The organism is Lentilactobacillus parakefiri, from assembly GCF_002157585.1.
GTDB lineage: Bacteria > Bacillota > Bacilli > Lactobacillales > Lactobacillaceae > Lentilactobacillus > Lentilactobacillus parakefiri.
Window position 1 is genome coordinate 146,285 of sequence record NZ_BDGB01000044.1, and the last position, 16,614, is coordinate 162,898.

Sequence of the window (16,614 nt, forward strand, 5' to 3'; positions counted from 1 at the left end):
GCAGGTCACTGCCCCAGGCAGCACATTTCCACTAGAGAAAAAGCAACCACAAAATACCCAATACATAAAACAAGGACCACCAACTCGTGACCCAAACAAATTCCATAAATCCCATCAACCCCAAAATTGCCTATTTACGCCAACAAAACACTTTGATATAATGAAAGCGCAATCAAGAAAGTAAAAGGCATTACTTCACGTCATTTCTTGATTTTTATTTACAGGACTTTCCTTAATGAGGTATTCTATTCACATGAATACTTTTTTCTGAGCAAAAGTTTTGATCTGGAAAGGAAGTTTCTAATGAACTTTCGTCGTGTAATTGTACTTGATCTGGCTTCCTTGGGTGTTGGTGAAGCCAGCGATGCTAATCGATTTGAATCGGTTGGCGCTGATACATTAGGCCACATCGCAACCCTCGAGGAAACTGATTTTCAACTGCCGACCTTAAGTCGAATGGGACTTGGCAATATTCGGTACAGTGACCCGGTTGTCGGCCTATCGCCAGTTGAGGAGCCGATTGGCTTTTTTGGGATGATTCGCAGTCAGAGCCGGGAGAATTCCAAGTTGAGTGGTTTGCGGGAGATGTTTGACTTTCAGACGCCCACGCGAACGACCAGTGTCATTGATGGCATCGTTGGACTCTTAGGGGTGCACTCAATTTTGATCAGTAATTACCAGAGTTACCTTTCCAATCAGAACCAAGCGGAGATTATTCCTGTCAATACTGATGAAGCCGGCTTGGATCAACTTCATCAGCAGGTGATTGCCCCCAATAATGGGCTGCTTTATTTTCGGGCTCTGGGATTGTCGGAACATGCGGCATCGGGGAACCGCAAAGGCTGCATTGAGTCACTTAAGTTGGTGGATCAGCATTTGGCGCGGTTGATGCGGGAATTATATAGCACCGACCTTTTGATTATCACGTCTTCGTATGCCAATGATCCGGCCATGGACGTCACTCCGACACGTGAATACCTGCCACTCATTGCTTACACCTCTTCACTTCCTGAGGGAAAAGCTTTGGGAATTCGACGGACGCTTGCAGATATCGGGGCATCAATCGGTGAGATTTTCGGACTTGAAGTGTCCAATGAATCCATTGGCAAGTTTTTTCTCGGTGAGCTGAAATAAGCCGCCACCAATTATTTAGGGTTTAATTCTTAAAACCAATTCCATTACAGAGGGGGATAGCCAGTCATCTTCATCGTTGTTTAGCAATTATTGTCGTTAAAATTCAGAAAAGAGGATTTCAGAATATGCAATTATCATATTTACTGGTCAACATTCTGGGTGTCGCCGTATACCTTGGAATTGCTTTCTTATTTTCAAATAATAAAAAAGGTATCAACTGGCGTTCAGTTGGGGTTGTTTTAGTAATTAACCTTGTTCTTGCATGGATCTTGACCAGCTTCGCATGGGGCCGTGATGCGGTTAAAGCGGCTGCTGACGGATTCAACTGGTTGGTCCAAGTTGCTTACCAGGGAATTAATTTTGCCCTGCCTAACTGGGTGACCCCACAATTTGGTGGAACTGCCAAATCAATGAACTTTGTCACGAGTGCGTTACTGCCAATCCTGATGATTGTGCCATTGTTTGATACACTTACATACATTGGTGTATTGCCATGGATCATCAAGTGGGTTGGTCGTGGGCTTTCATTCATCACTGGTGCACCAAAGTTCGAATCATTCTTCGCTGTTGAAATGATGTTCTTAGGTAACACTGAAGCACTTGCAGTTTCATCACTCCAATTAAAACAAATGTCCGCCAAGCGTAACTTGACTCTGGCTTTGATGTCAATGTCATGTGTCACTGCTTCAATCATCGGGGCTTATACCCAAATGGTTCCTGGGCAATTTGTTTTGACTGCCGTTCCATTGAACGTGTTAAACGCGTTGATCATTACGAGCTTATTGAACCCTGTTAAGGTAACCCCTGAAGAAGATACGGTTGCTAAAATGGGTGGCTCAGGTACCAGCGAAGCCGCTGTTGAAGCTGGTGACGTTCAAGCCAATGGCAAACGTGAACCATACTTCTCATTCTTGGGCGACTCAATCTTGGGCGCCGGTCGTTTGATTTTGATCATCGCTGCCAACGTTATCGCCTTTGTTGCTTTGGCTGCCTTGATTGATAAGATTTTGGCCCTCTTCAACCCATGGTTATCTTTGGAACATATCTTAGGAATCATCATGTTCCCATTTGCATGGTTAATGGGTCTGGATGTCAGCCAGGCATTCCAGTTTGCCCAATTCATGGGGATGAAGTTGGTTACCAACGAATTCGTTGTTATGGGTAAGATTGCCGGTACCATTCACAACCTCAGCATCTTCCCAGCTCACTACCAAGCACAATTAACGGTCTTCATCACATCATTCGCCAACTTCTCAACCACTGGTATGATTATCGGTGCCTTCAAGGGCTTGGTTGATAAGGAAAAGAACGATCTGATCAGTAAAAACGTGGGAACCATGCTGCTTTCCGGTATTCTGGTATCCCTAATGTCTGCTGGAATTGTTGGTCTGTTTGTTTGGTAAAATCAGTTCTAGAAAGTTAGGTTTTATGTTTGGATAAGTTGCAAAGAGAAGAAGAGGCGGCTAATCGGCTGCCTCTTCGTGAGGCTATACGAGATAAAGCGACAGTCAAGCGGGAGATTATCGCCGGTATCACCGGCTTCTTCGCCATTTCCTACATCATTATTGTGAACCCAATGATCTTAAAAGATGCTGGGATTCCGACTGATTTAAGTGTCTTCGCAACGATTATTTCTTCGTTGATTGGCTGCTTGATTATGGGATTTTGGGCCAATGCACCGGTGATTTTAACGCCGGGAATGGGTGTCAATGCCTTCTTCACCTATACCGTGGTGGTCGCCATGGGCTTGTCCTGGCAGGAAGCGTTGGCAATCTCAATTGTGTCCAGTATCATTTATGTGATTATCGCGTTTACGAAATTGAGTGCCATTTTAGCCAAGGGGATCCCGGACACCCTGAAAGCGGGCATTACCGCCGGTATTGGGCTGTTTCTAGTGGAAATCGGACTGGAAAAGGCTCAGCTGATCCAGCAGGGGAAAAACTCGATTCTGGCTTTGGGTGATTTGACCAAACCGGCGACCTTGCTGGCACTCTTTGGTCTGTTGCTGACGCTATTCTTGTTCGTCCGGAACGTTACCGGCGGATTCTTTATCGGGATTTTAGTAACATCGGTAGTCGGGATTCTCTTTGGGATCAAAGACCAGGTCTCGCCGTCAGTTGGGATTGGCGATATTACCCGGTACTCGGCGATTGTTGCCAAAGGGAATTTTAACAACGCTTTGACAATTCCGTTTGTGCTGGCAGTCTTTTCGATGACCATGATTTTGGTGTTTGAATCGATGGGACTGCTGGAAGGGATTATGCCAAATCCCAGCAAGTTTAAGAAAGCCTTTCAGGCCAGTTCTGTGACCAGCTTTCTTTCCGGTATTCTTGGGACCAGTCCGACGGTTGCTGCGGCCGAAAGTGCTTCGGCAATTGAAAGTGGTGGCCGAACCGGCTTGACGTCGATTGTTGCCGGCCTGATGTTTGCCGTTTCGCTGTTCTTTATTCCACTGCTGGCCTTTGTGCCCCAAGCAGCGATCGCACCGGTCATCATTATTACCGGTGCCTTGATGATGAATCAGCTAAGCCGGATTAATATGTTTGACTTTTCCGATTGGTTCCCGGCATTTCTGATTGTCGTTCTAATCCCATTTACCAGTAGCATTTCGACTGGTTTGGCGTTCGGATTTGTCGCTTACCCAATTTTGAAGATTGCCGCCGGCAGGCAACACGAGTTGACTGTTGCGACTTATGTTTTAGGATTTTTATTCTTGTGTGATCTAGTGCTCAGTGCACTATTATAGAAGTAGCAGGGGGCGGGCTTTCGGGTTCGCTTCTTGTTAGGAACTAATTGTAAGCGTTTGACATTAACAACTCTTGTTTGGAAAGGAATTTATTATGACCATCAAAATAATTATGGATACGGATCCCGGAATTGACGATGCTGCAGCGTTGACCATGGCATTGAATGATCCCGAGATTGACCTTAAGTTGATTACCAGTGTTGCCGGCAACGTTACCGTGGATAAGACAACCAAGAATGCGCAAAAGATTGTCCGTTTCTTCAATAAACAGGTGCCGGTTGCAGCGGGTGCTAAACAACCGTTGATCAAAGAATTTGAGGATGCTGCCAGAATTCATGGCGAGTCGGGGATGCCGGGTTACGATTTTCCGGAGGACCTGCCAAAACCATTAGATGTCAGTGCAGTTGAGGCTTTGAGAGACACCATTATGAGCAGTGACGAAAAAATTACGTTGGTCCCAACCGGTTCATACACCAACGTTGCATTGCTGTTCAGTGAATATCCTGAAGTGAAGGATCACATCGAACGCATCGTTGCGATGGGCGGTTCACTCGGGAAAGGCAACATGACTTCCGCAGCTGAATTTAACGTCTTCACTGATCCAGATGCAGCTCGAATTATGTACAATTCCGGGATTCCAATTACGATGGTTGGCTTGGACATTACCATGAAGGCGTTGATTACGCCGGACTCCCTCAGCAAACTCGAGCATATGAACGAGACCGGTAAGATGCTTCACGATATTATCATTCATGATGGTGATAACAGTGCGGACGGGATTGCCATGCACGATGTCAACACCATCTTCTACCTGCTTCATCCAGAAGCCATCACCACCAAGAAAATGTGGATTGACATCGTTACTGACGGTCCCGCCATTGGTGAAACCGTTGGGGACATCCGTGGCGCTTACCACGATGGCAAGACCAACGCCAACGTTTGTGTGGACATTGATGCTGAAGCCTTTAATAAGTGGTTCTTGGATGAGGTTTCTAAGATTAATAAGTAATTTTTCTAGGCAGTCAGATGATTATATCTGGCTGTTTTTTGATTGTTCGAGCAGTTTAATCTTCAGGTAGTTCACCCCGACCATGTTATTCAATGCTATGCAGCTGACAAACGTTAACTGGGACTGAAAAGTGGCCATTTTGAGAATGTTTTAGACTAAGGAAACATCTTATTGATCAGCATCGTATATAATATAAACGCAGGATTATACGTTAGACGAGCATTGAATTCAAAGGGGCGGGGTCATGGTAAATGAGGGTTCTTTTAAGGAGAATTTAAAACCAATTGATTTTGGCAATCGGAAGATAAAAGGGTCGTATTTTCGAGGCGTTCAGTACTCTGGGCAATTAGTTACACCATTTGATACCGCCGAACAGCAGCAAGAAGTGAGTGAACTATTAGTCAAAACATACAAGGAACATTTTGGTGGCGATATTGATCAAGTGGTCCCCGTGGATCTTCAAGTTGATTTTGAAGTTTTTGGATTAAACATTTTATATCATAGACAAGTCCAAAACAGAATTTTTCTTTTTCCAATTCAAACTGTAGCGCCAGATATTGACAATTTGATTGAGTATAATTCGAAAGCACAACAAATCTACAGAGAAGATGGCGTATATGGGGAGTCTGGTGTTCGCGACCGTGGCCACTTGGAAAACGTTGCGTACACATTGAAGAATCCCTATGTGTATGATGTGAATCGACATCCCAGTATCTTGAATAAGGCAGCATTTCTTTGGTCGCAAATTGCGGGACTTCAAGCATTTTCTAATGGTAATAAGAGAACTGCCATGGTTGCCACCCTGGTGTTTCTCCATTCGAATGGATATGACTTTGTTTTTCGGAAGGGTCTCAGACAAGAACTGATTGACTTTTCAGTTCAAATTGCAGTTAAAGAAGTTGACATTGATGAGATTTCCGGCCATATTTTTGACAATGTCAGGTTGAATTTGTTCAATGAAGATTGGAACACGATTGAACAGTTAACAAACGATTATCCGGAAGGACAGGAGTGACAATCCATGCAAGAAAACAAAAAAGTAAAGACTACGTTTATCAAGAATGTCCATGGCAACCAATTATCCGAAGCGACCCAACAAAAGATTCTCAAAGAGTCCGCCGATGAAATATTTGCAAATAAGATTGTTCAAGAAATCATGGCAGAGCTTGCTAAAATATAGTCTTGACACACTTAGCACAGATTGGCATAATGAACTTAACATTAAAAACACATGAGAATAATGCGGTGACGAGAAGAGTAGTGATTGACGCGATCTAAAGAGAAAGGCCATTCGATGAGAGGCCTGATTGCCAAGATGATGAAGATGAGCTCCGAGCAGGTGACCGGTAGATGCCGGTGATCCGTCAGCAAACGTTATTTTGCCGGGTATCGATTTCAGATGGTACCGTCGAGGTGTATTTTGAATACACGAAGATAGGGTGGTAACGCGCATGAGCGTCCCTTAGTCCATAGGTGGGCTAAGGGGCGCTTTTTGTTTTCTCATATTGTAGGATAGTTCCTGACCGTGTGGCTCCGCTCACTGTTTGAGGACAGCTCCTCCAGGCAGGAATCTCCGCGTAAGCACCTCAGAGAAAAATTTCAAAACCAGGAATCTCTCTCTGAGGAGACTTACACTGCGATTCCTAACCGCCTGGCTCCGCTCACTATTTGAGGACAGCTGCGCAAAGCAGAAATCTCCGTGTAAGCACTTTTGAGAAAAATTCCAAAAGCGGGAATTTCTCTCTGAGGAGACTTACACTGCGATTCCTAACCGCCTGGCTCCGCTCACTGTTTGAGGACAGCTGCGCAAAGCAGAAATCTCCGTGTAAGCACCTTTGAGAAAAATTCCAAAAGCGGGAATTTCTCTCAAAGGAGACTTACACTCCGATTTCTAAGCGCTTTGCTCCGCTCACTATTTCTAAGGGAGATGATTTTATGCAATATCAGATGTTGATGCAACAGATTGTGACGATTGAAGACACACATAGACGCATGACTATTTGGAGGGATTAACTTGATGAATTTAAAGAAAATTTTTACTGCTTCAACTATACTGGCAGTTACTCTGGTTTTAGCTGGCTGCGGAAAATCTTCCCAATCCAATAACGCTGGCAATGGGAAATATGCCAAGACACAAACGCTGAATTGGACCGAAAACAGTGCCTTGGCAACCGCCGATATTTCAAAAGCCACTGACACCCTGAGCTTTGATGTCTTGATGAATACACAAGAAGGACTGTATCGCCTGGACAAAAATGGGACTCCTAAAGGTGCTTTGGCAACCAAGACAACAATCACTGATAATGGTAAGCATTACACCTTTAACCTGCGTAAAGGAGCTAAGTGGACCAATGGTAATCCGGTTGTTGCCAAAGACTTTGTTTACTCGTGGCAGCGAACGGTTACCCCGAAGACGGCTTCTCAAGATGCATTCTACTTTTTCCAAGTGAAAAATGCCGAAGCAATCAACTCTGGCAAAAAGCCGGTTAGCTCCCTTGGAATCAAGGCCGATGGAAAATATAAACTCGAGGTATTCTTAACCAAGCCGGTTACATATTTCAAAAAGCTGTTGGCTTGGCCATTGTTCTTCCCAATTAATCAAAACGCCGTTCAAAAATTTGGGGATAAATATGGAACTGCTTCGCAATATACAGTTTCTGACGGACCATTTAAACTGACCAAGTGGAGTGGTACCAGCAAGTCCTGGACACTGGCGAAGAGTTCATCATATTGGGATAAGAAAGCTGTTCATTTGAACAAAATTAATGAATTGGTTTCAGAGGACACTACGACCAGCTACAATTTATTTAACGCCAAGAAGACTGATGCAACGCTGCTGAGCGGCCAACAAGTCAAAAACAACCTGCATAATCCTAATTTTGTTAAGCGTCTACCAACCGCTACTACCCGATTGGACTTGAATCAAAACAAAGTTAAGGCCTTTAAGAATCTCAATATTCGCCGCGCTTTCTCATTGGCTATCAACCGTCAGCAGTTAACCAAAAACGTTCTCCAAGATGGCTCCGTGCCATTAAAAGGGTTCGTACCTTCAAAGATGGGCAAGAATCCCAAGACTGGTGAAGCCTTTGACCAAGAGGCTTATGTGAAGGATGCCGTGAGTTATAACCTCAAGCAAGCCAAACAACTCCTGCAAAAAGGCTACAAGCAAACGGGGGCCAAACAACTCCACGTGACACTGTTAACATCGGATACTGACAGCAGCAAGGATGCCGCCGAATTTATTCAAGCCGATCTGCAAAAGCTGCCCGGAGTGAAAATTCAAGTCCAGTCAATTCCGTTTGTTCAGTTGATTTCCAAGCAGGCGGATAAAAATTATCAAACAACTGTCCAGACTTGGCAGTCGGTTTTTGCCGATCCGATTAATTTCCTAGATGTTTTCGAGAAGGGATCCAGTTACAATACCAGCGGTTATCGAAGTTCTAAATATGATTCATTGTTGGATCAATCTGAGAACACATTTGGTAATCAACCTGAAAAGCGTTGGCACAATTTGGTTGAAGCTGAAAAGACGTTGATGAATGATCAGGGAACCATTCCACTGTACCAAGTTGCAAAGTCACAGTTACTACGGAAAAATGTTAAAAACGTTGTCTACAACCCAGCCGGCGTCCCTTACGACTGGAAGACAACCTATATTGCAAAGTAAGGTAGGTGAAATCAATGAGTAAACTAACTGATTTTGATTCCGGATTAATTGAGTCACTGTTTATCAAATACGCCAAAGTGAACACTCGCTCCGATGCCAACAGCCATACCGTGCCCACAACCGTTGGCCAGGTTAAACTTGCCAAGATAGTTGAAAAGGATCTCCATGATTTAGGGATTAAGAATGCCAAGTACGAGCCTGACAATTCCTACGTCATTGGCAGCTTGCCGAGTAACTCGGAAAAGGATTTGAGTGCGATTGGATTCATTGCCCATTTGGATACCGCCGATTACAATGCAGAAAACATTCAACCCCAGATTCATCCCAACTATGATGGTGGCGAGATCGTCTTGAATGCTGAAAAGCAAATCGTTTTGAGTCCCAAAGAATTTCCACTGCTCAAAAATTATATCGGCCAACGGGTCATCACGACCGACGGAACCACTTTACTTGGCGCCGATGACAAGGCTGGTGTTGCGGCAATCTTTGGCGCCCTGAAGTATTTTCTGAGGCATCCTGAAGTTGAGCACGGCGAGGTCAAAGTTGCTTTTGGTCCTGATGAAGATATTGGCCGTGGCGCCAAGCGGTTTCCTGCCAAAGAATTTGGGACCGAATTTGCCTATACTTTGGATAACGGCCAGCCCGGGCAAATCGCAGCTGAGACGTTTAATGCCTCCGAGGCAAAGATTGATATTCGCGGCACGGCGGTTCATCCAGGGGATGCCTATGGCTTGATGGTAAATGCCGTCACGTTGGCTAATGAAATCGTGAGTGCCTTACCAAAAGATGAGGTCCCGGAGAAGAGTCGTGGTCACCAGGGGTTTATTTTGGTGACCGACATGAACGCAACGGTCGGGGAGGCCCATCTCAATTTAATTGTCCGTGAGTTTGATACCCAGAAGTATCGTCGTCATTTGGCTCTCTTACATCAGATTGTTGACCGAATAAATGAGCGATATGATTCCCCACGGGTCAGCCTCAAGATCAATGAACAATATCAAAACATTGGCGATACAGTCAAGAAGCATCCATACATCGTCAATCTGGCCTTAAACGTCTATCATCGTTTGGAAATCAAACCCAACATGACACCGTTTAGAGGCGGCACCGACGGCAATGCGATTACTGCCAAGGGCATTCCCACCCCCAACCTGTTTAATGGTGGCGACAATTTTCACGGCCCATACGAATACGTCAGCACCGAAGCCATGACCAAGACGGCCCAGGTTGTCAGTGAGATTGTTCAAGAACACGTTCGCGAATATGGGCAGCGCGATGAGTTGCCCGTCAAATTAAGTTAACAAGTCAACCGCTTGGGGAGATCCTCGTGGTACCTGCAAGTCATTTAACAATGAAATTACAGCCTTCAAATTTTGGAGTGCTGTGATTTTTTATTTGGAACACAAAAAATTAAAGTAATTGCCAACAAAATTTGGGTGTATGATAAATGTGAAGGGAGGTCGCTGAGATGCAGAACACTTCGAATGAGAATCAAGCCCTTTACCAGGAATTAGTGAGTGAGAAGCAGGCTGAGGAAAAGAAAGAAACGGTCAGGACTTACGGACTAATTTCGATGCTGTACATGTATTTGGGAGAGTAGCTTGTTCATTATATTGTGGTCGAATCACGTTTACACTTTTGCTAGAATATAATGAACAATCTTTGATTAAAGCAATCAGTTCGCTGGTTGCTTTTTATGGTTGTGGACAATCTGGGTTGATTAACCAATTTCTTCCCGCCATTTGTCATTGAATTAGCTAAACCCATAAATTTAATGACAAAACATGTTAAAATCTTATATGTATGCTCCAGACAAATGTCTTCGGACACCTTGTCAGTCAAGTGATTTTAAGGTAAAGTATAGTAAGACGTGAAACAGATTGTTTCACATATCAGGAGAAATTAAGTATGAACAATGATCAATTCAAACAGGCGCTTTTGGATAAAGGTATCGAAGTCACTGATTCGCAGATGGATCAGTTCGATGCCTATTTTAAGCTGTTAGTGGCCGTTAACGAACACGTTAATCTGACCACAATTACAGAAAAGCCTGAAGTGTATCTCAAACATTTCTATGATTCGATTACACCAGCCTTTTTTGTTTCACAGATTAAAACGGCGCCGTTGTCAATTTGTGATGTGGGAGCAGGAGCCGGATTTCCGTCATTACCGTTAAAAATTCTCTTTCCACAACTCAAGGTGACGATTGTTGATTCATTGAATAAGCGGATCAACTTTTTGACAAGTTTGGTCAAAGAATTGAATCTGGACGGCGTTGAGCTCTTTCATGCCCGCGCTGAGGAGTTTGGCGGTAAGAAATCTGAGCACCGTGAGCAGTACGATCTAGTGACCGCGCGTGCAGTGGCCAGATTGACGGTGTTGAGTGAACTTTGCCTGCCGCTTGCCAAAATCGGCGGTAAGATGGTCGCTTTAAAGGCCGCCAAGGCGGAAGGTGAACTCTCAGATGCCAAACCGGCCATTCAGTTGCTGGGTGGTAAGGTTTCCGGAGACAACGAATTCTCACTGCCGATTTCTGATGAGGAACGACACATTATTGTGATTGATAAAGTAACTAAAACACCTAAGAAATATCCACGCAAGCCAGGGACACCCAACCGCGAACCCCTGGATCAAAGCAAACGATGAGGAGGGATGAAAGATGACATACGTAATCGCGCTTGCAAATCAAAAGGGCGGTGTTGGCAAGACAACGACGGCCGTTAATTTGGGCGCCGGGATGGCTTCGATGGGGAAGAAAATCCTCTTGGTAGATGCCGATGCTCAGGGAAATGCCACTAGTGGTGTCGGGGTTTCCAAGGCGGACATCACCAAAGATATTTACGACGTCTTGGTCAACGAAGAACCGATGGCTGAAACAATTGTTCATACCTCACATGAGGGCCTGGACATTGTGCCGGCGACCATTCAGCTATCTGGCGCTGAGATTGAATTGACACCCCAGATGGCTCGAGAAACTCGTTTGAAGGCCGCCCTGGATGCCGTCAAGGACCAATATGATTTCGTATTGATTGATTGTCCGCCATCGCTTGGTTTGATTACCATCAATGCCTTCACAGCCAGCAACTCGATTCTGATTCCAGTGCAGAGTGAGTACTATGCCCTGGAAGGTTTGAGTCAACTTTTGAACACCATTCAATTGGTTAAGAAGCATTTCAATCCAAATTTGAAGATTGAAGGGGTATTATTAACCATGTTCGATGCCCGGACCAATCTGGGCGAACAAGTGAATACCGAAGTCCGCAAATTCTTCAAGGATGAGGTGTACGACACCATTATTCCAAGAAACGTCCGCTTATCGGAAGCACCAAGCTATGGTCTGCCAATTATGGATTACGACCCAAAGTCAAAGGGTGCTGAGAAATATATGAATCTGGCAAAAGAGGTGCTGGCAAACCATGGCTAATAAGAAAAAACTAACCGGTCTTGGTAAGGGAATTGAGGCCTTATTCCAAGATAATAACGTAGATACCAGTAAAGAAGACGTCATTGACCTTAAAGTCAGCACCATCAAGCCCAACCCCTATCAGCCCAGACACCGGTTCGACCAAAAAGCCTTAGAAGACCTGGCGCTTTCAATCAAAAATTCCGGTGTTTTTCAGCCGATCATTGTCAGACAGCCCGATCCAGAAGTTGCCTCATTTGAATTGTTAACTGGGGAACGCCGGCTGCGGGCATCAAAGATTGCCAAACAGGAAACCATTCCTGCCATCATCAGGAGTGTCAATGAAGAACAGATGATGGAAATCGCTGTGATGGAAAACTTGCAGCGAGAAGATTTGACGACCCTTGAAGAAGCTGAAGCCTACAATATGTTAATGAGCAGGCTGGATCTGACTCAGGCACAGGTTGCCGCGCGATTGGGCAAGAGTCGCCCATACATTGCCAACTACCTGCGAATTCTAGGCCTACCAACTGAAGTTAAGAAAATGCTTGAAGACAAGAAATTGTCAATGGGCCAGGCGAGAACCTTACTTTCCGTTAACAACAAGCAGGAACTGATTAAATTAGCCCGCAAGTCAGTCAACGAATCACTAACTGTCCGTCAACTGGAGCAGGCCGCTGCCAAGATTAACGGCAACAAGTCCGCCGAAAAGAAAAAGACGCCCAGAAAATCGCCATTTGTCAGAGCGTCGGAAGGTCAACTCCAAGAAAAATTTGGGACGCCGGTGTCGATTGTAAATTCGTCGCGTAAGAAGGGCAAGGGCAAAATTGAGATTGCCTACACCTCAACGGATGATTTGAACCGGATCCTGGAGATGTTTGGCGTTGATTTGGACTAGTCGCTTTCCCGAAAGGAGCCGTCATTGATGTATGATTTAAACGATTTAGTTGAAATGAAAAAGCCTCACCCATGCGGTACCAACCGCTGGCAGATTATTCGAATGGGCGCAGACATCAAGATCCAGTGTACTGGCTGCGGTCACATTGTGATGATGCCCCGAAGAGAATTTGATCACAAATTAAAAAAGATCCTTGAAAAAGCTGAAAAATAAACTAGAAAGAAGCGTTTAAGTTATGTCTTTAACAGCAGGAATCGTCGGCCTACCAAACGTCGGCAAGTCTACTTTGTTCAATGCCATTACCAAGGCCGGAGCCGAAATGGCCAATTATCCATTTGCGACCATCGACCCTAACGTCGGGATGGTAGAAGTGCCCGACAAGCGTCTTGACCGAATTCAAGAATTAATTCCAGCCAAGAAAGTGGTACCGACGACCTTCGAATTCACCGATATTGCCGGCATCGTTAAGGGTGCCAGCAAAGGTGAAGGGCTTGGCAACAAGTTCTTGGAAAACATCCGTCAAGTTGATGCGATTGTCCACGTGGTGCGTGCTTTTGATGACGACAACATCACGACGGTTTCCGGCAAAGTGGATCCCCTCGACGACATCGATACGATTAACTTGGAACTCGGCATCGCGGACCTGGACTCCGTCAACAAGCGATTAGGCAAAGTACAGCGGGCCGCAAAAGGTAACGACAAAGAAGCCAAAGCAGAATTGGCAGTTCTTGAAAAAATTAAGCCAGTTCTGGAAGATGGCGGTTCGGTTCGTTCAATCGACTTTGACGATGACGAGCAAAAGATTGTTAAGGGCTTATTCCTGCTGACCAGCAAACCGGTTCTGTACGTTGCCAACATCGCTGAAGACGATATGGCGGACCCGGAGAACTCCAAGTATTTCCCAGAAATTAAAGATTTTGCTGCCAAAGAGGGGGCAGAAGCGATTGCGGTCGCTGCCGGTCCTGAAGAAGAAATTGCTCAGTTGGATGATGACGAAAAAGCGGAATTTTTGGAGGCTGAGGGCGTTAAGGAGCCTGGCTTAAACCGGCTTATCAGAGCCTCATACAAGCTGTTAGGTCTGCAAACCTTCTTCACTGCAGGTGGCAAGGAAACTCGTGCCTGGACCTTTAAGAAGGGAACTAAGGCGCCTCAAGCTGCAGGGATCATCCACTCGGACTTCGAGCGGGGCTTTATCCGTGCCGAAGTCATGGCCTTTGATGATTTGGACAAATTGGAGACACCCGCTGCAGTCAAGGAAGCAGGTAAACTGCGCCTTGAAGGGAAAGATTACGTCATGCAGGATGGCGACATTGTTGAGTTTAGGTTTAACGTTTAGACGTTTAGACGTTTATTTTAAGGAGTGAAGCTAGTGAGTAGCAACGATGACACACAGCGCAATGCCAACAGCAAAGCGCGGGAAAAGAATGCTCAAGTGCATCAAGACCGGGATCGGGCGGCCAAAATTGTCCATTCCCAGTTTGACAACATTGGGCTGACGAAGCGAAATGCCGAGTACATGTTTAAGTTCAATCAGGCACTTTCCACCACCAAACTGTCTGCTGATAAGAAGAATGAAGCCGTCCAGACAATGGTTCAAGAGTTGCTTGAGGGTCAAAAGTCGGGTAAAACGGCCAGAAACATGTGGGGAACGGTTGAACAAAAAGTTGAGACGACCGTTCATCCGCCTGCAAGGCCAGCCGATCCACGACGAGATTATTGGAAAAATGCAGGGTACAATGCTGTCCTATTTTTGACGATCTTCTTCTTGATGTACGGCGTTCTTTGGTTCCTGCCGACAAAGGGTGGCCAGCATTCACCAATGATGGGGATTACAGGGATTTTGATCAGTGCCGCAGTTGCTGGCCTGGGGATTCCGATTGTTACCTCAATGTTTATGCCTGGGGTTAAGCACAAATTTTCAATTTGGATTCGGATTGTTTTAGTCATTCTGTTCTTAATTGTGTGGATGGGTATCTTTACGCTCTCATCAATTCTACCGCCAGTCTTAAATCCGGTTTTGAACCCGATCGTCTACATCGTATTGGGTGTCTTATCCGGAGTGACCTCATTCTACATCAAACGTCGATTTAATATTACCGGTGGTGTCTTCTAAAACTACCAGTTACAAGCCAATATAGGGCTCTTCAGATGAACGTTGGTCTGGAGAACCCATTTTTTTGTGATGATTCGTCAAAACACGAACATTAAGGCAAAAATTTTAAAAATAAATATCAGGCAGAGCAAAAAGCATGAACAATAGCCTTTATTTATTCGGAAGAGTCGTGTATAATCAATACAATTTCAGAAAACGAATTGCTTGACGGCCTAGTTGTTTTTATGAGAGACGAATGAGAATTCTTTCTGATCCGTTGATTAACTAAAATGAAAATGATAAGTTATTAAGCAATCAACATTTAAAAGGAGCGAGATAGATGGTTAGTTGGGATGAAAAATTCGGTAAAAAAGGTTTGACGTTTGATGATGTGCTGTTGATTCCTGCAGCGAGCGATGTTTTACCAAATGATGTGGATTTATCAGTACAATTGGCAGACAACTTAAAGTTAAATGTTCCTTTTCTAAGTGCCGGAATGGACACGGTTACCGAATCGAAGATGGCGATTGCATTAGCCAAGCTTGGTGGCATGGGTGTCGTTCATAAGAACTTGAGTATTGAAGATCAAGCCGCTGAGATTGCGAAGGTTAAAGCAGTTAAAAAGACTGCTGATACACCTAAAGCAGCTGTCGATGACAACGATGCATTGTTAGTTGCCGCCGCCGTTGGGGTTTCATCCGATACCTTTGATCGGGCATCAGCTTTACTAAAGGCCGGTGCCGATGCGATTGTGATCGATACTGCCCATGGCCATTCAGCGGGTGTTCTTCGAAAGATTGCCGAAATCCGCGACCACTATCCTCATACGACTTTGATTGCCGGTAACGTTGCCACTGCTGCCGGAACCGAAGCCCTTTTCCAAGCCGGCGTTGACGTTGTCAAAGTTGGAATTGGCCCTGGCTCTATCTGTACCACCCGGGTTGTAGCTGGCGTTGGCGTTCCTCAGATTACGGCTGTCTATGATGCGGCTAGCGTTGCCCGCAAATGGGGCAAGGCAATTATCGCTGACGGCGGCATTCAGTACTCCGGCGATATTGTTAAAGCCTTGGCAGCCGGTGGCAACGCCGTGATGCTCGGCAGTGTCTTCTCTGGAACCGACGAAGCGCCTGGCGAAGTCTTTGAAGATCATGGTAAGAAGTACAAGTCATACCGTGGGATGGGCAGTGTTGCCGCCATGGAACAACAACATGGATCTGCTGACCGTTACTTCCAAGGTGGTGTCAGTGAAGCCAACAAGCTGGTTCCTGAAGGCATTGAAGGTGAAACTGAATACAAGGGCAGCATCAACGACATCGCCTTCCAGATGGTGGGTGGTCTCCGCTCGGGAATGGGTTACACTGGTTCCGCAACCATTAAAGATCTCAATGACAGTGCTCAATTTGTTCAAATCACCAATGCCGGTTTGAGAGAATCTCATCCGCATGATGTTAACATTACTAAAGAAGCACCGAACTACAAACCAGAAGAATAATCACTTATCTCAAAGGCTGATTGCTTAATTGCAGTCAGCCTTTTTGATGTCAATAGCAGATGATTAGGTTGTTGATAATCGTTGCACAAATCAAGAGGTCGAACATATAATATAAATGTTATATAATTAAGGCATGAGTCACTATCTGATTTGTCAATATGTATGGGAAGCGA

16 protein-coding genes are annotated in these 16,614 nt (G+C 45.1%); all 16 read left to right on the top strand.

Annotated features, from left to right (window positions below):
• Window positions 1-303 precede the first annotated feature (303 nt).
• The 16 genes from LPKJCM_RS04740 to guaB all read left to right on the top strand — a co-directional run bounded on the left by LPKJCM_RS04740 (window position 304) and on the right by guaB (window position 16,441).
• Window positions 304-1,134 (top strand): alkaline phosphatase family protein, encoded by an 831-nt coding sequence (locus tag LPKJCM_RS04740; RefSeq protein WP_057962460.1) that lies wholly within the window; start codon window positions 304-306, stop codon window positions 1,132-1,134.
• 125 nt (window positions 1,135-1,259) lie between these two features.
• The gene (locus LPKJCM_RS04745) at window positions 1,260-2,537 is read left to right on the top strand and encodes a NupC/NupG family nucleoside CNT transporter (RefSeq protein WP_057962459.1); all 1,278 of its coding nucleotides are present in this window, start codon (window positions 1,260-1,262) and stop codon (window positions 2,535-2,537) included.
• Between the two features lie 38 nt (window positions 2,538-2,575).
• A complete protein-coding gene (locus LPKJCM_RS04750; RefSeq protein WP_420844022.1) occupies window positions 2,576-3,880 on the top strand; it encodes an NCS2 family permease in 1,305 nt (434 codons plus the stop codon).
• A gap of 94 nt (window positions 3,881-3,974) precedes the next feature.
• On the top strand, window positions 3,975-4,889 hold the full coding sequence (gene rihC, locus LPKJCM_RS04755; protein WP_057962457.1) for a ribonucleoside hydrolase RihC: 915 nt from the start codon (window positions 3,975-3,977) through the stop codon (window positions 4,887-4,889).
• A gap of 244 nt (window positions 4,890-5,133) precedes the next feature.
• A complete protein-coding gene (locus tag LPKJCM_RS04760; RefSeq protein ID WP_057962456.1) occupies window positions 5,134-5,904 on the top strand; it encodes a type II toxin-antitoxin system death-on-curing family toxin in 771 nt (256 codons plus the stop codon).
• A 6-nt stretch (window positions 5,905-5,910) separates the two neighbouring features.
• A complete protein-coding gene (locus LPKJCM_RS13165) occupies window positions 5,911-6,069 on the top strand; it encodes a hypothetical protein (protein ID WP_165758568.1) in 159 nt (52 codons plus the stop codon).
• Window positions 6,070-6,906: 837 nt separating this feature from the next.
• Complete coding sequence (locus LPKJCM_RS04765; RefSeq protein ID WP_057962455.1) at window positions 6,907-8,556, top strand: peptide ABC transporter substrate-binding protein; 1,650 nt, start codon at window positions 6,907-6,909, stop codon at window positions 8,554-8,556.
• A 14-nt stretch (window positions 8,557-8,570) separates the two neighbouring features.
• Window positions 8,571-9,857 (top strand): peptidase T, encoded by a 1,287-nt coding sequence (gene pepT / locus LPKJCM_RS04770; protein ID WP_057962454.1) that lies wholly within the window; start codon window positions 8,571-8,573, stop codon window positions 9,855-9,857.
• Between the two features lie 167 nt (window positions 9,858-10,024).
• Complete coding sequence (locus LPKJCM_RS13740) at window positions 10,025-10,156, top strand: hypothetical protein (protein WP_263851656.1); 132 nt, start codon at window positions 10,025-10,027, stop codon at window positions 10,154-10,156.
• A gap of 308 nt (window positions 10,157-10,464) precedes the next feature.
• Entirely contained in the window at window positions 10,465-11,202 is a 738-nt protein-coding gene (rsmG, locus tag LPKJCM_RS04775) for a 16S rRNA (guanine(527)-N(7))-methyltransferase RsmG (RefSeq protein WP_057962453.1), read from the top strand.
• Between the two features lie 13 nt (window positions 11,203-11,215).
• Window positions 11,216-11,980: a ParA family protein gene (locus LPKJCM_RS04780; RefSeq protein ID WP_057962452.1), complete on the top strand. Its 765-nt coding sequence runs from the start codon at window positions 11,216-11,218 to the stop codon at window positions 11,978-11,980.
• Window positions 11,973-12,857, top strand: a complete 885-nt coding sequence (locus LPKJCM_RS04785) for a ParB/RepB/Spo0J family partition protein (protein ID WP_057962451.1) — start codon at window positions 11,973-11,975, stop codon at window positions 12,855-12,857. Before LPKJCM_RS04780 ends, LPKJCM_RS04785 begins: the two co-directional genes overlap by 8 nt.
• 27 nt (window positions 12,858-12,884) lie before the next feature.
• Entirely contained in the window at window positions 12,885-13,070 is a 186-nt protein-coding gene (locus LPKJCM_RS04790; protein ID WP_013727415.1) for a DUF951 domain-containing protein, read from the top strand.
• Window positions 13,071-13,092: 22 nt separating this feature from the next.
• Window positions 13,093-14,193, top strand: coding sequence for a redox-regulated ATPase YchF (gene ychF, locus LPKJCM_RS04795; protein ID WP_057962450.1), 1,101 nt, complete (start codon window positions 13,093-13,095; stop codon window positions 14,191-14,193).
• Window positions 14,194-14,226: 33 nt separating this feature from the next.
• Window positions 14,227-14,970 carry a DUF1129 family protein gene (locus LPKJCM_RS04800; protein WP_057962449.1) on the top strand — a complete coding sequence of 248 codons (744 nt, stop codon included), beginning with the start codon at window positions 14,227-14,229 and terminating at the stop codon, window positions 14,968-14,970.
• A gap of 319 nt (window positions 14,971-15,289) precedes the next feature.
• Window positions 15,290-16,441, top strand: a complete 1,152-nt coding sequence (gene guaB / locus LPKJCM_RS04805; RefSeq protein ID WP_057962448.1) for an IMP dehydrogenase — start codon at window positions 15,290-15,292, stop codon at window positions 16,439-16,441.
• The last annotated feature ends 173 nt before the right edge of the window (window positions 16,442-16,614 follow it).

Coding starts and splice junctions, on each gene's coding strand:
- LPKJCM_RS04740 (WP_057962460.1), top strand. CDS start 304: ATGAACTTTCGTCGTGTAATTGTACTTGATCTGGCTTCCTTGGGTGTT.
- LPKJCM_RS04745 (WP_057962459.1), top strand. CDS start 1,260: ATGCAATTATCATATTTACTGGTCAACATTCTGGGTGTCGCCGTATAC.
- rihC (WP_057962457.1), top strand. CDS start 3,975: ATGACCATCAAAATAATTATGGATACGGATCCCGGAATTGACGATGCT.
- LPKJCM_RS04760 (WP_057962456.1), top strand. CDS start 5,134: ATGGTAAATGAGGGTTCTTTTAAGGAGAATTTAAAACCAATTGATTTT.
- LPKJCM_RS13165 (WP_165758568.1), top strand. CDS start 5,911: ATGCAAGAAAACAAAAAAGTAAAGACTACGTTTATCAAGAATGTCCAT.
- LPKJCM_RS04765 (WP_057962455.1), top strand. CDS start 6,907: ATGAATTTAAAGAAAATTTTTACTGCTTCAACTATACTGGCAGTTACT.
- pepT (WP_057962454.1), top strand. CDS start 8,571: ATGAGTAAACTAACTGATTTTGATTCCGGATTAATTGAGTCACTGTTT.
- LPKJCM_RS13740 (WP_263851656.1), top strand. CDS start 10,025: ATGCAGAACACTTCGAATGAGAATCAAGCCCTTTACCAGGAATTAGTG.
- rsmG (WP_057962453.1), top strand. CDS start 10,465: ATGAACAATGATCAATTCAAACAGGCGCTTTTGGATAAAGGTATCGAA.
- LPKJCM_RS04780 (WP_057962452.1), top strand. CDS start 11,216: ATGACATACGTAATCGCGCTTGCAAATCAAAAGGGCGGTGTTGGCAAG.
- LPKJCM_RS04785 (WP_057962451.1), top strand. CDS start 11,973: ATGGCTAATAAGAAAAAACTAACCGGTCTTGGTAAGGGAATTGAGGCC.
- LPKJCM_RS04790 (WP_013727415.1), top strand. CDS start 12,885: ATGTATGATTTAAACGATTTAGTTGAAATGAAAAAGCCTCACCCATGC.
- ychF (WP_057962450.1), top strand. CDS start 13,093: ATGTCTTTAACAGCAGGAATCGTCGGCCTACCAAACGTCGGCAAGTCT.
- guaB (WP_057962448.1), top strand. CDS start 15,290: ATGGTTAGTTGGGATGAAAAATTCGGTAAAAAAGGTTTGACGTTTGAT.